Source organism: Candidatus Neomarinimicrobiota bacterium, from assembly GCA_041862535.1.
Classification (GTDB): Bacteria; Fidelibacterota; Marinisomatia; order SCGC-AAA003-L08; family TS1B11.
This window is the reverse complement of sequence record JBGVTM010000244.1, coordinates 1-13,582: the sequence shown is the minus strand read 5'-3', so window position 1 is coordinate 13,582 and position 13,582 is coordinate 1. Positions and strand designations below refer to the sequence as shown.

Here is a 13,582-nt window from a genome sequence, read left to right as displayed (position 1 = left end):
TTTGACTCTCTCCCCCGTTCTTGATATGCCTAATGTGTCATCAAGCTCGAAGTCGGGAAAAACCTTTAAAACAGCCTCTACGTTTCTCCTTTCCAGAGCGTTCTTTATTGCAGGAATGGTTATGGCGACTTCCGATAGTTTCGCCTCAATGACTCCCGGTGAGAGTTCAATAACACCTGGTCTGAACATGACAATGATTTCCCGCTCAAATATCGGTTCTTGGGCAATCCCAGCCGATAATATGAGCATACACAGTCCTACTACCAGTGAAACTGGTTTTAACTGTTTCATTTTCTTTCCCTCCCTAGGTTGGTTCATAGTTATTGTAGTAGCTTAATGTTGCTAAGTATAATTCAGTGGCACAGGTCTGGTGTATTGATCTATTCTGTAATTATGCCTTGAGAGGTTCATACTTAAACGGGTTTGGGCCTGAACGTCAGCTGTCTTTTGTTGCCGCCGTCGGCGTCCATAATCCATAGGGTTTGTTCAGGTCCCACGTACACAATATGTTTTCCGTCAGGGGACCAGAAGGGTTCTATGCCTCCATTTGAGGTCAATTGTATTTTATTTTCGCCAGTGCGATCCATAATCCATATTCCTGAACTAGATGCAAAGGCAATTTTAGCGCCATCATAAGAAAATTTCGGGGATATGCTCCACGCATTTAAATGAGTACATTGTAGAATGGAGGCTCCGGCAGTATCCATAGTGAATATTTCAGGCTCACCACTCGCAGCATACCCATAGCGGATGTGCACAATCTCTCCGTCTTCTAGAGACCAATGAGGTTGCCTGATTTCCCCCTTTTCTGGGTCGAAAGCAATACACCTTTTCCCTGAACCATCCATCATCATTTTCCATATAAAATACATACCATTTGGACTGTCGGTATTTGAGTCATATGTAATCCATTTCCCATCAGGACTCCAGGTAGGGAAGAAGTTCCTCCCTTCAAAGGTTAGTTGGGTAAGGCTGTCACCATTAACCTTTATCTTGAAAATTTGAGTTCCGGCCACAAACGCCAGCCATTCTCCCGGTGGTCCCCAGGCAGGTAAGCGTGCTCCCTTTAGGAACATCCGCTTATCGCTGCCATCCGGCGCGATAAACCATATGCCCTCCGAGTCTGGGTCAGTAGACTCCCCCAGGTCTGATACAGGATCATATACAACCCCATGATGGTAGAACGCGATGGTCTGGCCATCCGGACTCCAGCTGGGGTAGCTGTCAATCGCTGGTGAGGGGAGGCCAGGCGTAGCTCCGTTGCCATCGTCACCACCATTCTCATCCGGTGGCTCTGCCGGATTCTTGCCGCACGAAGACAGCAGCAAAGAAAGGGCTATAAGAAGTATCAGGCTTCTGCTGTTCACCTTATTAGCACCTCAACACAGAAAGATATCGGGAATTACGCATTTCAAAGATACCGGCATTACCCGGCGGTGTCAAGAAAATATAGTTACTTAGAATTGCTGCACGATACAGAAGCGGCGATCCCTTCCCGTATTGTTGCCATTTTTTTGCAATGCCTTCCATATTATCTTCGAGGCTGACATCTAGTGACCGGAGCTCCCATTGCCGCTGCAGAGGCGCGTCGTCTGTCTTCCCTTGTAATGCACAACCAAAAAAGCCCCGCCTCTGGCCCCGCAGGTGCCCCCGCTTTCAGCGGGACTGTCTATGCGCTATTTCAATAATAGCATCTTGATGGACTTGCTGTAATCCTTGGTCACTAATCGGGCGATGTAGATGCCGGAGGGGACTGAGCGGCCTGATCGATTGCTCCCAGACTACAGGCCCCGGCGTAACTCCGCTATTGCACCACGCAAGATGGAGGCGGACTGAGACAAGGCTTCCAGCTCTTTTGATGATAGATTGGCCTCAACAACCTGCTCGACACCTTCCTGGGATACAATACTCGGCACACTCAAACACACATCTCTCAGACCATATTCACCATCGAGGAGGGTTGAGACGGTAAGCACACTCCTGCGATTGCGCAGGATTGCCCCCACAATTCGAACGAGTGCCAGGCCAATAGCGAAGTAGGTTGCCCCTTTGTAGTCAATGATGTGATAGGCAGAGTCCCTTACTGTTTTAACGATTTCATTGCGTTCCCGGTCCCAATCAGTGCATTTGCGACAGACCGGGCAATAATCTTCGATGGGCATGCCGGCCAGGTTAGTTAAAGACCAGGCAGCAAACTCACTATCACCGTGTTCGCCGAGAATGTAGGCATGAGTGTTATGTACATCTATATCGCAGTGCCGGCTCAATAAATAGCGGAAGCGGGCGCTATCCAATACGGTACCCGATCCGATGACCCGACCCCTCCTCCAGCCTGATCTCTTAAGGGCGATATAGGTGAGGACATCAACGGGATTACTCACCACAACCATTACGGCTGGTGAATTATGACTCACGATGTCATCAACAATACCCTCGATAATTACCGCATTTCTTTGAAGAAGGCTCAGGCGGGATTCACCCGGGGCTTGTTTAGCACCAGCAGCAATCACCACCACCTGCGCATCCGTGTAATCACTTATCTCTCCTACGGAAATCTGAACTGGAGGGAAAAAGGGCAAACCATGCGCAAGATCGAGCACTTGTCCCTCCATGAGCTCACGATTACGGTCTATCAGGACGATTTCATCAGCCAGACCATTTTGAGCCAGCGCGTAGGCAAAAGTAGACCCTACCGCGCCCGCACCTACTATTACCACTTTCCTTGCTTTCCATCGGTCCTCATTCATTATCGTTCCCTCCGACAGTTCTGATAACAAACTCGGAATTGAGGTCTCATACAGCTCGATTCATCACCAATCAGAATTGGTGATACTTGTCTTTGGGTACACCGCAGATGGGGCACTTGTCCGGGGCTTCACCGATGACCGTGTGGCCGCACACAGGACAGATAAAAACAGGGGCAGGCTTGATGTCCTTGCCTGATGCGACCGAATCTCTGGTCTCGATGTACATGGCTTCATGGATTTTTTCGGCCTCCAGGGCATAGTGAATGCTGCGGATGGCGCCCTTTTCCTGCTGAAGCCTGGCCACGGCGTCAAAAGCCGGGTACATCTCGGTGTTCTCATAATTCTCGCCGGCAATTGCTACCTCCAGGTTAGCGGCGGTATTGCTGATGCCGCCCAGTTCCCGCAGGTGGTTGGTGGCATGAACTTTCTCGGCAAAAGAGATGGCCCGGAATAGGCGGGCTACCTCGGGGTAGCCTTCACGCTCTGCCTTGTCAGCGAAAATAGCGTATTTCATGTGCGCCTGGCTCTCACCGGCAAAAGCTGCCTCCAGATTAGCTCTGGTCATTGCATGCATAGGTTTGCCTCCTCCGATATGGTTTGCAGTGTCAATTTACAAACCTGGCGTGGGAGAATGATACTTGTAGGCATGTAACCCCGTTCAGTCTACGTCGATTCCCTTTCTGCTCTCCCACCGTCCATGGAGGTTGCGAAGGCCAGGGTGGGAGATCCTTCGGCAGGTTCAGGATGACCCTTCGGATCATTTGAGCAACAGCAGGCTTCGGTAATCATTCGATCGGCCAGCTGGCGGACTCAGGACAAGGCTCCGGCTTCGACAATCTACGCATGACAGCTTACTTCAATAGAGTCATGATAATTGACATGGTATATTTCGATGCGATAGGACGGGTGCAAATTAAGCCCATGAGGCTTCAGATGAGGCATAGACAAGCCTTTGTAATGGTAACGTGTTTCACTTAGTTTCTGCCATAGTGTTGCAGAAAACTCTGTTGACGTACAACAACAAATAAGCTGATATTCAGGAGGGACAAGACGTCATGAGACCCTGGAGAAGTACTTTTCTGCTATGCATCATGCTCCTACTTAACCAAGGATTGTTGTCCGCTAAGGATTACATTATTCATTCTCCGGATAAAGAGATCACCCTCAAAGTCGAGGTGAACAATAAGACTACCTTCTCAGTTTTTCATAAATCTTCGAAGATCATATCACCCTCCCCGGTTTCAATGACCGTTCGTAACCGAGCAAAGCTGGGGATAAACCCAGTGGTCCGGGATGTCAAGAAGCGTTCGGTTGACCAGGTACTGTACCCCGTTCTGCGAGTAAAGAGCCGGGAGGTGTTGGATCGTTTCGAGGAGATATCCCTGCTTTTTAAAGGCGGATACGGATTAACCTTCCGCGCATATGATGATGGGATTGCTTACAGGTTTTTGACCGAGTTCGACGGGGATATCGAAGTCCTGGATGAGGAAGTCCGCTTCAACTTCCCCGGTGATCACAGGGTTTATTTTGCCACCGAACCGAGCTTTTTTACCCATCAGGAAAGGCGCTATGAATACATCCCACTGAGTGAAATCCCGGGGGATAAGATGTGTTACCCGCCAACGTTGGTTGATATTGAAGGTGGTCCGAAGGTTGCGATCATGGAAGCAGACCTTGAAGATTACCCGGGGCTTTATCTTAGAGGGACGAATGGGCCGTCCCTGGCCGGCCTGTTTCCAGCCGCTGCTCTGGTGGAGGAGCTGGACCGCGACCGTGACCTGCGGGTGACCAAGAGGGCGGATTATATAGCGAAGACACCAGGTCGACGATCATTTCCCTGGCGGGCGCTATTAATAGCCGAAAAGGACCGTGACCTGCTTGAAAGCCAGCTGGTTTTTAAACTGGCCAAACCGCTCCAGCTCAAGGATCCGTCCTGGATCAAGCCGGGCAAAGTCGCCTGGGACTGGTGGAATGCCCTCAATATCTCTGGAGTGGACTTCAAGGCCGGAGTCAACACCGAGACCTATAAATATTATATCGACTTCGCAGGCGACCACGGAATCGAATACGTTATCCTGGATGAAGGCTGGTATGTGCTAGGAGACCTGCTGAGACTAAACCCGAACATTGCTATGGAAGAAATCCTGGACCATGCTCGCAAAAAGAATGTTGGGATCATCCTCTGGGTGATCTGGAAGACCCTGGACGACCAGCTGGAGGAGGCCCTGGACCAGTTTGAAAAATGGGGTGTCAAAGGCCTTAAAGTGGATTTCATGCAACGAGACGATCAGTGGATGGTGAATTACTATCACAAGATTGCGCAGGAGGCAGCCAAACGGCAGTTTCTTTTGGATTTTCACGGCGCCTATAAGCCGACCGGCCTGAGGAGAGCCTATCCCAATGTCCTGACACGTGAAGGGGTGCTGGGGCTCGAGCACTGCAAGTGGTCTGAGAATGTCACCCCGGAACACGATCTGATCATTCCTTTCACCCGGATGCTGGCAGGTCCCATGGACTATACACCTGGAGCTATGGTCAACGCGCAGAAGAATAATTTCAAGGCGATCTTCGAGCGGCCGATGAGCCAGGGGACGCGCTGCCACCAGCTGGCAATGTACGTGGTGTACGAAAGCCCTCTCCAGATGCTGTGCGATAGTCCTTCGCATTATCTGGCGGAGAGTGAATGCCTCGAGTTTTTGGCCAAAGTGCCAACAGTCTGGGATGAGACCCGGGTGCTGGAGGCTCGGGTCTCGGATTACGTGCTGGTCGCCCGGCGGTCTGGAATCGAATGGTACTTGGGGGCCATGACCGACTGGACAGCGCGGGAGCTCGAAGTCGACCTCTCTTTCCTTGGTGAAGGTAGTTATGCAATGGAGATCTTTAGAGATGGTGTAAACGCCGACCGCTACGGGAATGATTATAAAAAGGAGGTTAGATCAGTGGATCGCAGCGACAAGTTGACCATCCGGATGGCCCCGGGCGGCGGCTGGGCCGCAAGGATCGGGCCTGAACAAGGGGCATCCCGCCCGTGAGGGATAATAGTTCTTGCTAAAGAATCAATCGATTCATATTGCTTTAGCACTCAAATATTAAAAAATGAGGTGTCCCCCGTCTCAGCCCCCCTAGTTCTGCGAAACTTCCGGTGCAACTGATGCGCTTAGTGATCCGGCCCACGGTAATCTGTCCGTTCACAATGGAGATGATCGAGATAAGCATTGCCAGCCGCGAGGCTGAGAATGGTGATGGACGGGGGATCGTGGAGCTACAGATCACCACCTTAGCCGGAAATGACTGCTTTTGCGAGCATGATCAGGCAGGGAAACCAGCCGTTCAGGGTGATATTGAGAAGGATGCTCAAATGGCATTGATCCGTACTGATGAGGATGGCATTGTCAGGGCATACCACGTGGTCAGTGGTTCGTATCTCAAATTTGGCGATATCAAACTCGTGCAAGTACAGGGGCTTCTTCCAGTTATTTCATTCGCGGGAGATTTTGTGGAAATTAATGGTGACTATATCATTGTCTTTGAGCGCGCCATAGCCAATGCACCAAATGTGATTCTCAATGGAAATCGTGTTGCCGTTGAGATAAGGGGCGGGAAAGCGCGCTATAATCTTGTGGATTTTGACTAAATATGTATTATCATGGTGCCATATATGGACTAAAAACTCATAAGTATTTCGAGGTTTAATGATGAAGATAAGATTCATGGTTCTTATTACCTTGGTTACTCTTCTCGCTGCTTTTAATGGATGTTCAAGAACGGATTCCAACGGAGTGCCCGCTGCATCCGCAAAATATTTCACTCCTGACATGGCCTTGAACCTTGAGTTAGAGCGGGGTCAGGTAGAGCCCGGTGAAGTATTTGGAGTCTTCACCACTGATGAAGGATTGGTTGTCAGTCCGCAACTCAAGAGTGGTTGGACCTGGATGGCGGCGAAGGATCTGCCCTACGGTGAGTCAACACTGAGCTATTTCTTCTACGATGGGTGGCTCTACACGGACGAAGCAGTGTACACTCCCTATCGACGCAGGGAATTCCAGCGCGACGTGAGTGATCTGATTCAGTCCAATGTATTCACTCTGGCTTTTTACACAGAGAATGTCATTGAAAAGGAGCTAGTCATCTTTATCGCCTCTGAGAAAGAGATCGAAGCTGAGCTCTTATTAACCAAGGCTCTCTGGGGAGAAAAGCGAAGAGTGACATATCATCTCGGCGCGGGAGAAGGGCATCTGTTGAGTGTACTGAATATGTCGGAGGAATTTCGGCCCCTGTATATTCGTGCCGCGGACATACCCAGACGTGAGATCAATCTCAATCCGGATTGGAAGTTCATCAGGCAGGACGTAGCGGATGGCTGGCGGGAAGGATTGAATGATGAGCATTGGACACCTGTTTCTATTCCCCACTGCTGGAACGCATCAGATGTATTGGATACACGAAATATCTTCGATGGCTATGAAGAATATCACGCTTACTATCGCGGACCGGGCTGGTACCGGCAACACTTTACGCTTAATCCTGCGGCTAACGGGAGAAGAGTCTTCCTGGAATTTGAAGGTGCCAACCAAACGGCTGAGGTCTGGGTAAATAACCATTATATAGGTAAGCACATCGGGGGGTATACCGGATTTTCATTCGATGTCACAGATCATGTACGATTCGGGAAGAAGGGGAACCTGCTTGCCGTACGGGTGGATAACTCCTATGATTATGATATTCCACCACACACAGCGGATTATATCATGTATGGCGGACTCTACCGGGATGTCAGGCTCGTGATTACCGATAGAGCATATATCGTGGATGTTTTCATCACTTCACCGGGAATTGACCAATCAGCCGCGAAAGTCATGATTCAGACCGAGGTGAGGAATGATGCCAAAACGAACAAGATGATCACCTTAATCACTAACGTGGTGAATCCGAATGGGGAGATCGAGGCTACGGCGAAGAGCAGCAAGGATATTGAACCAGGACTTTCCTATCAGTTTCAGCAGATGACTCCTGCCGTTCAACATCCAAAACTATGGAGCCCTGATAATCCTGTTCTGTATTCTGTGTATTCCACTGTCCTTCTAGATGACCAACCTGTGGATGAGATTGAGACTCCCTTTGGATTTCGCTGGTATTCATTTGATTCGAATGAGGGTTTTTCTCTTAATGGTAAGTCCTTAAAACTGAGGGGTGTGAACAAGCATCAGGATTACCAAGGATTGGGCTGGGCCGTCCCTGATTCATTGCTGATTCAAGACATCCAAATCATTAAGGATATGGGAGCAAATTTTATCCGCCTGGCCCACTATCCCCAGGACCCGGCGGTCCTCGATGCCTGTGACCGCCTGGGACTGCTGGTATGGGAAGAGGTCCCCCTGGTTAATTCCGTCGGGGGCGAGGCCTTCGCAGAGAATACCAAACAGATGCTCCGTGAGATGATCCGGCGCGACCGCAATCATCCCTCTATTATCCTATGGGGAATCACCAATGAGTCAGCGATGGGCTTCGCCAACAAGGAGCAGGTGCCCGTAATAATGGCGCTCCTCCGGGAATTGAATGATTTGGCCCACCAGGAGGAACCCACCCGCCTGACGGTGCAAGCCCATAATCACTTCAAGGATGTAGCGCTCGCGGACATCACCGATGTCATCGGCCGCAACCGCTACTACGGATGGTATGAAGGTACGATGGAAGATTTCGGACCGGTCATGGATGAAGAGCACTGTGCGCATCCTGACTGGAACATTATCATCAGTGAGTACGGAGTTGGTGCCAAGCGTGGCTACCATGTGGACAATCCCATCCCCTTCGATTTCAGTGAGGAATACCAGCTTGACTTTCACGAGCATTACCTGGACGCCATCAACAAGCGTCCCTGGATCGCTGGCGGGGCCGTCTGGAATATGTTCGATTTCGGCTCTTTCGTTAAGATCGGCAACATACCGCGTGTGAACCAGAAGGGCCTGTGTGATATGGCGCGCAGACCGAAGGACTCCTACTACTTTTACCAGAGCCAGTGGTCTGATGAACCGATAGTATACATTGTTTCCCACACCAGGACTCACTATCCGGGAGCTGAGGGTGAATCCAGGCAACTTCGGGTCTACAGTAATGGCGAGGCTGTGGAGTTATTCCTGAACGGGAGATCATTGGGAGAAAAGAAGAATCAATATGTATTCCGTTGGGATGTGGTCTTCAATCCCGGTGAAAATCATCTACGTGCACTCGCCAGGAAAGGTAATGCTTTTGTGGAAGACGAGCTGGTTGTGAGTTATTCTGAAAACTAGAAATGACTTGGATGGGCGTCATTGACACGGCGCATTAGCCTGCCATTCCGCAGGTTTAATAATGTGTAAGAGCTAGGATCTTGCCGGACAGGTCGGACTGACCATTCCGGGATTGGACACGGTTAAAGTCCTGGTTTGCGGTCTGCAGCCCGGAACCTGGACCGTCGCAGGGAATGACCTTGAGTTGACAGGAGTATCAGCCACTGAAGAAGGCAAAAGTCTTTACTTCACGGTACCTGGAGGAGATTATATCCTGACATACACTGACCCCGTGGCGGTACCTGAATCCCAGTCCTTACATCAGATGATGCTATCTCAGAATTATCCGAACCCATTCAACGCCTCCACCACCATCACATTTTCCCTAAGGCAGAGGTTGCAGGTAGCTCTAATTGTTTATGATCTACTAGTTCGAGAAGTGATGCAGCTGAAAAAAGGACTTCTAGATCCAAGTATGCACCATGTCATTTGGGATGGAAACACTTCGGATGGAAGGGAAGCACCCACCGGCATGTATATCGTCCGACTTGTGACGCCCGGATATACTCAAAGCATAAAAATGCTACTTCCCAGGTGAGAATGATGGGCTTGGCTTTTGGGAATTACGCGAGAATTAAGAGACACCTGAAATAATTGTGAAGGTAAACACAACAGTATTGGAAGTAATTGAACAACATGCTTTATCCACAACAGAATCGATGTCGATCAGCTCAGGATCTCTCCGGTTTCTGGAAGGTTAGGATGGACAATTGCTGGGGCTGGAGCAGGAGTCAATCGAGGAGTGAATACACTTGGAGGAAACTACGCATGCGACTAGCTAAAGTCATTATACTAATGCTTCTAGGCTCACTGATGTTCGGATCGTGTGAATCGCAATCAGTGCCACTCAAACTACTTTCTCCCGACGGTAAAATTGAGTTTGTATTCGACCGGGATGAGGACAATTCGCCGCTGTATTCAATTGGGTACAATCAACGACAGATCCTCTCTCCATCACACCTCTCCCTCGAGTTGCAGGAAGGAGAAATTTCCAGAGGAATGAAGATTGTCGGAACCTCGCGGCGGAAGCACGATGAGACCTATGAGTTAGTGGTGGGCAAGTCGAAATACGCACGCAATCAGTACAATGAGCTGCAGGTCGAATTACAGGAAATCAGGCCTCCGAGACGGAGTCTTCATCTGTTATTCCGAGTATTTAACGATGGAGTGGCGTTCCGCTACCTGTTACCAAAGCAAGATGGCATGGACTATTTTGAGATTATGGCTGAATTCAGTGAATTCAACTTTCCTAAAGACCATACCTGTTGGGTGTTATACCTGGAGAATTTCACTACGAACTACGAAAGTCCGTTTCTTCGGGGAACACTGAGCGAAATCAATCCGCAATCTCTCGTCGGTCTCCCACTGACAATTGAGATCGACGACGGCCCATATATCGCCTTAACAGAAGCCAGCCTTACTGACTACGCGGCCATGTATCTCACCGGAGTAGAGGGAAGTCCCACTACCTTGACCTCAAAATTATCCCCATGGCCGAGTGATCCCGGCGTCTGTGTCAAAGGAACTGTCCCTCATCAATCACCATGGCGGGTTATCATGATCGGTGATGAGCCTGGTGATCTGGTAGAATCGAACATCATCCTGAACTTGAATGAACCTAGCGTGATATCCGATCCTTCCTGGATTAAACCGGGGAAAGCCGCCTGGCCCTGGTGGTCGGGAAGAACAGTTGAAGGTGTTGACTTTGAGGGAGGTGTGAATACAGCCACCTATAAGCACTATATCGACTTTGCCGCAGAATTCGAGCTGGAATATTTGCTGATTGATGCAAAGTGGTACGGTCCCCATAAGGATCCGTCGCAAGATATCACCACGACAATTCCTGAGGTCGACCTGCCGCTGATCATCGCCTACGCCCGAGAAAGAAACGTGGATATTCTTCTTTGGCTGAACTGGGAAAATACACGTGACCAAATGGATGTTGCATTCCCGCTTTACAAAAGCTGGGGCGTGAAGGGTGTCAAAGTCGACTATATGAACCGGGACGATCAGGAGATGGTCAGGTTTTATCATGATGTGGTGAAAAAGGCGGCCGAGCACCATCTCATAGTGGATTTTCATGGATCGTATAAACCGACTGGTATCCGAAGGACCTACCCTAATCTGCTCACGCGGGAAGGCGTACTAGGGCTGGAGCACACCAAGTGGAGTGATCGAATTACTCCCGAACACAATGTGACGATTCCATTTACGCGTATGCTGGCAGGTCCCATGGACTATACACCCGGTGCCTTCCAGCATGTAACCCGGGAAGAGTTTGAGCCCCGATACGACGCACCAACTGCAATGGGTACGCGCTGTCACCACCTCGCCATGTTCGTGGTCTATGAAAGTCCTCTCCAGATGGTCTGCGACTATCCGGGTACCTACCGCGGGGAGCCGGGTGCTGATTTTCTGACGAAGGTGGCGGCGAGCTGGGATGAAACCCGCGTTCTATCAGGCGTAATTGGTGACTATGTCGCCATTGCGCGCCGAAGTAGTTACGACTGGTTCATCGGCGCACTGACGGACTGGGAACCCCGCTCTATTAATCTGAATCTGGATTTTCTAGATCAAGGACAATACCACGCACGGGTCTACTCGGACGGCCCTCTGACGGATATGAATCCCGCCAGTATTTCAATCAGGGATATCACGGTATCCGCAACAGATACGATAACAGCTAAAATGGCATCAGGTGGTGGTTATGTTGTGCATATTACACCTGTTTCTAAAACTCCTTAAATCCGTGACCTACTCCGGAGTGGTTCACTTCTCGCTTTGCCTGTCGATATACCAGCGCTGCAGGGATAGTGCGGCCTCAGGTCCTTCATTCGAGGCCGCATTCATGAGCCGGCAGTCATAGACCAGCTGTTCCAAGGAATAACGGCCAGTGGTGATCGAGGAGATGGCCGTTACTTCAGCAACACCCCCGCTTTCCAGGGGATATAATCCGTGTCTCGGGGCTTCCCCGACAGAGTGGAATGAACGTCGGGAAGCCACAAATAAAAGGCCCCGGAGGTCCGGGGCCTTTTTAGCTCTGCCTTTGTGTACTTTCTCTACTTAAGTAACACCCCCGTCTACGACGGGACTGTCCACAGTGCTATTTCAATAGCAGCATCTTAATGGACTTGGTGTAGTCCGGTGTCACCAATCGGGCGATGTAGAGACCGGAGGTCACCTCGCGGCCATCAGCATCTCTCCCATTCCATACGACATGATGATAGCCTGCTCGCATGTGGCCATCTACCAGGCGCACAATTTTCCGGCCCAGGATGTCATAAACCACCAGTGAGACATCACTCGCTTGTGGTAAGTCGTAGCAGATGGTGGTTACCGGATTGAAGGGATTGGGGTAGTTGCTTTCCATGTAAAAAGCGGCGGGAACATTGGAGGTAGGTTCATTGGCCACGGGTGGGTCACGGTTCCGTAACGGTTACAGAACGCCACTATGTAGACTTGCTCAGACAGGATTATCAAGACTTGGCTCAAATCATGGAGAATCGCCTTCAATTTGATACGGATATGATACCGATATTCCAGCCCATTCCAGCCCATTCCAGCGTCCGTATCAATCCGTATCAGGGGAAGAATCGGGATCAAGAGGTATTTGAGGGTGAAAAAGTAAGCCCCCATAAATCAAGTAATTATGAAGGCTTAGAAGGCGTACCGGGGGCGGGACTCGAACCCGCACAGCCTATTGGGCCGGGGGATTTTAAGTCCCCTGTGTCTACCAGTTCCACCACCCCGGCAATCGGAAAATGCGAAAAGCTAACCAGTCGAGGCGACGACCGGATTCGAACCGGTGAATAGCGGTTTTGCAGACCGCTCCCTTAGACCACTTGGGTACGTCGCCCTATGCCCCGTAAGTTACATTGCCAGATACAAAAAAACCTCCACTAAGGGAGGTTTTTCGAGCGAGAGACGGGACTCGAACCCGCGACAACCACGTTGGCAACGTGGGGCTCTACCAACTGAGCTACTCTCGCACATGGTACCGAAGGAACACCTCGGCATGCTCGCAAAATAACAGTTGAAATCTACACTCTCGATAAAACCTCCGTCAAGAACCATCCTACATATCACTTCGGATTAGGGAGCCAGGGGTGGCGCGGATTCACCTGCTTTTTCAACCGGTGATGAGGCCGCAGCCTTCTCGATGGCCTGTATAGCCTTATTCACCAGTGCTAGCAGCTCTTGATCATCACTGATGGACTGGCCGAGGCTAATGCGCTCACTTTGGATAGTATTCACCGCTTTCTCAATAGTCTGCCTGGCTTCAGCTTCACGTTCGCGCAATACCTGAATTCGCTTCAGAATAGTGGGATTAGCTGCGTACAGCTCTTCGAGGGGAGTATCCTTCGGCTTATTACTTCTTAAACGTTCCAGGCTCTTTTCGACATAGTTCAGTGTCCTGCGAGGGGCCGTCAGATCTACCAACGGCTTTTCCGGCGAATGAATAGTCGCGGTTATCAGATTGATGTATTTACCTAAGCTTCCCAAGGCAGC

12 protein-coding genes, 3 tRNA genes and 1 pseudogene are annotated in these 13,582 nt (G+C 50.2%); 6 read left to right on the top strand and 10 right to left on the bottom strand.

Translation table 11 applies throughout. The features are described from left to right. The 4 genes from ACETWG_09025 to ACETWG_09010 all read right to left on the bottom strand — a co-directional run. On the bottom strand, positions 1-291 hold a 291-nt coding region (locus ACETWG_09025), incomplete at its 3' end, for a hypothetical protein (protein ID MFB0516730.1). A 122-nt stretch (positions 292-413) separates the two neighbouring features. Further along, positions 414-1,367: a hypothetical protein gene (locus ACETWG_09020; GenBank protein MFB0516729.1), complete on the bottom strand. Its 954-nt coding sequence runs from the start codon at positions 1,365-1,367 to the stop codon at positions 414-416. 414 nt (positions 1,368-1,781) lie between these two features. After that, complete coding sequence (locus tag ACETWG_09015; GenBank protein MFB0516728.1) at positions 1,782-2,747, bottom strand: L-lactate dehydrogenase; 966 nt, start codon at positions 2,745-2,747, stop codon at positions 1,782-1,784. Between the two features lie 70 nt (positions 2,748-2,817). After that, the gene (locus ACETWG_09010; protein ID MFB0516727.1) at positions 2,818-3,321 is read right to left on the bottom strand and encodes a rubrerythrin family protein; all 504 of its coding nucleotides are present in this window, start codon (positions 3,319-3,321) and stop codon (positions 2,818-2,820) included. A 481-nt stretch (positions 3,322-3,802) separates the two neighbouring features. On the opposite strand from ACETWG_09010, the gene ACETWG_09005 reads away from it, so the two are divergent. The 6 genes and pseudogenes from ACETWG_09005 to ACETWG_08980 all read left to right on the top strand — a co-directional run bounded on the left by ACETWG_09005 (position 3,803) and on the right by ACETWG_08980 (position 11,818). Further along, positions 3,803-5,779 carry a glycoside hydrolase family 97 protein gene (locus ACETWG_09005; protein MFB0516726.1) on the top strand — a complete coding sequence of 659 codons (1,977 nt, stop codon included), beginning with the start codon at positions 3,803-3,805 and terminating at the stop codon, positions 5,777-5,779. 167 nt (positions 5,780-5,946) lie between these two features. Further along, positions 5,947-6,381, top strand: coding sequence for a hypothetical protein (locus tag ACETWG_09000; protein MFB0516725.1), 435 nt, complete (start codon positions 5,947-5,949; stop codon positions 6,379-6,381). 145 nt (positions 6,382-6,526) lie between these two features. Next, the gene (locus ACETWG_08995) at positions 6,527-9,034 is read left to right on the top strand and encodes a glycoside hydrolase family 2 protein (protein MFB0516724.1); all 2,508 of its coding nucleotides are present in this window, start codon (positions 6,527-6,529) and stop codon (positions 9,032-9,034) included. A 91-nt stretch (positions 9,035-9,125) separates the two neighbouring features. Then, positions 9,126-9,281: pseudogene (locus ACETWG_08990) on the top strand (hypothetical protein). Positions 9,282-9,338: 57 nt separating this feature from the next. Continuing rightward, on the top strand, positions 9,339-9,611 hold the full coding sequence (locus tag ACETWG_08985; protein ID MFB0516723.1) for a T9SS type A sorting domain-containing protein: 273 nt from the start codon (positions 9,339-9,341) through the stop codon (positions 9,609-9,611). 98 nt (positions 9,612-9,709) lie between these two features. Continuing rightward, on the top strand, positions 9,710-11,818 hold the full coding sequence (locus tag ACETWG_08980; GenBank protein ID MFB0516722.1) for a glycoside hydrolase family 97 protein: 2,109 nt from the start codon (positions 9,710-9,712) through the stop codon (positions 11,816-11,818). A gap of 24 nt (positions 11,819-11,842) precedes the next feature. On the opposite strand, the gene ACETWG_08975 is transcribed toward ACETWG_08980, so the two are convergent. From ACETWG_08975 to ACETWG_08950, 6 genes are all read right to left on the bottom strand, one after another. Next, positions 11,843-12,076: a hypothetical protein gene (locus ACETWG_08975; GenBank protein MFB0516721.1), complete on the bottom strand. Its 234-nt coding sequence runs from the start codon at positions 12,074-12,076 to the stop codon at positions 11,843-11,845. 100 nt (positions 12,077-12,176) lie between these two features. Then, the gene (locus ACETWG_08970) at positions 12,177-12,485 is read right to left on the bottom strand and encodes a T9SS type A sorting domain-containing protein (protein ID MFB0516720.1); all 309 of its coding nucleotides are present in this window, start codon (positions 12,483-12,485) and stop codon (positions 12,177-12,179) included. Between the two features lie 255 nt (positions 12,486-12,740). After that, positions 12,741-12,825 (bottom strand) — tRNA-Leu (locus tag ACETWG_08965). Positions 12,826-12,855: 30 nt separating this feature from the next. Continuing rightward, positions 12,856-12,929, bottom strand: a tRNA-Cys gene (locus tag ACETWG_08960). A 60-nt stretch (positions 12,930-12,989) separates the two neighbouring features. Beyond that, a tRNA-Gly gene (locus tag ACETWG_08955) sits at positions 12,990-13,062 on the bottom strand. A 103-nt stretch (positions 13,063-13,165) separates the two neighbouring features. Continuing rightward, the coding region (locus ACETWG_08950; protein ID MFB0516719.1) for a hypothetical protein at positions 13,166-13,582 on the bottom strand (417 nt) is incomplete at its 5' end.

Bases quoted from the DNA above. Each gene is read 5' to 3' on its own strand.
- ACETWG_09015 (MFB0516728.1), bottom strand. From the start codon at position 2,747: ATGAATGAGGACCGATGGAAAGCAAGGAAAGTGGTAATAGTAGGTGCG.
- ACETWG_09010 (MFB0516727.1), bottom strand. From the start codon at position 3,321: ATGCATGCAATGACCAGAGCTAATCTGGAGGCAGCTTTTGCCGGTGAG.
- ACETWG_09005 (MFB0516726.1), top strand. From the start codon at position 3,803: ATGAGACCCTGGAGAAGTACTTTTCTGCTATGCATCATGCTCCTACTT.
- ACETWG_09000 (MFB0516725.1), top strand. From the start codon at position 5,947: ATGATCGAGATAAGCATTGCCAGCCGCGAGGCTGAGAATGGTGATGGA.
- ACETWG_08985 (MFB0516723.1), top strand. From the start codon at position 9,339: ATGATGCTATCTCAGAATTATCCGAACCCATTCAACGCCTCCACCACC.
- ACETWG_08980 (MFB0516722.1), top strand. From the start codon at position 9,710: ATGCTTTATCCACAACAGAATCGATGTCGATCAGCTCAGGATCTCTCC.